Origin of the sequence: Streptomyces globisporus, assembly GCF_003501885.1 — a bacterium.
GTDB classification, from domain to species: Bacteria; Actinomycetota; Actinomycetes; order Streptomycetales; family Streptomycetaceae; genus Streptomyces; species Streptomyces globisporus_D.
This window is the reverse complement of record NZ_QWFA01000416.1, coordinates 1-665: the sequence shown is the minus strand read 5'-3', so window position 1 is coordinate 665 and position 665 is coordinate 1. Positions and strand designations below refer to the sequence as shown.

The following is a 665-nucleotide window of genomic DNA, read 5'->3' as shown; positions in this document are numbered from 1 at the left end:
GGGCGTCGGCGGGGCGGGCGGCTCAGGGGTGACCGGCGGCGGCTCCCCCGGCCCCGGCGTCGAGGGCGTCGGCGCGGGCGGCACCCCGCCGCCGGCCCGGGTGGGCCGGCCGGGGGCGGCCGGTTCCGGGCGGGCGTCCTTGGCGGTTGCCGACGGCTTGGCGCCGGAGGCGTCGGGACGCGGGCTGCTGCCGGGAACGCCCCGGTCCGAGTGCGGGTGGGCGCCCCCGCCACGCCCTCCGGACTGCCCGGAGCCGGGAATCGTGTTCCCGGCCGAATCGGTCTCGGCACCCTTCGGCCCTGCGGACCGCGAGGGCCCCGGCCCTCCGGCGCCGTCCTCGCCGACGCTCATGCAGCCGGTGGACGCGGCGATCGTCAGCGCGGTGACGGCTGCCCAGCGGACAGGGGCGGGGAACTGGCGCACGAGGGGCACCTCCGGGGCGAGGGAGCGGAAGCGTGGCGAGGGGTGGAGCCCGCGACGCCGGAGCGAGGCTTCGCACCGTGCCCAACTCCCCCGACCCCGCCGGAGACACGCCCGAAAGTCCACTGGCCCGCCACGGCCCACGCGCCACCCGCCGGGCCGGCCGAAGCCACCCCGCCCGGAGCGACCGGCGCGCCCCTCGCCGAAGGCGGCCGACCGCGCCCCGCCACTCCCCCGGTCACGAG

The 665-nt window shown here is 81.1% G+C and carries 1 protein-coding gene; it reads right to left on the bottom strand.

The annotated features are described in order from the left end of the window. On the bottom strand, nt 1-423 hold a 423-nt coding region (locus D3105_RS34065), incomplete at its 3' end, for a hypothetical protein (protein WP_118906608.1). Nucleotides 424-665: the final 242 nt, after the last annotated feature.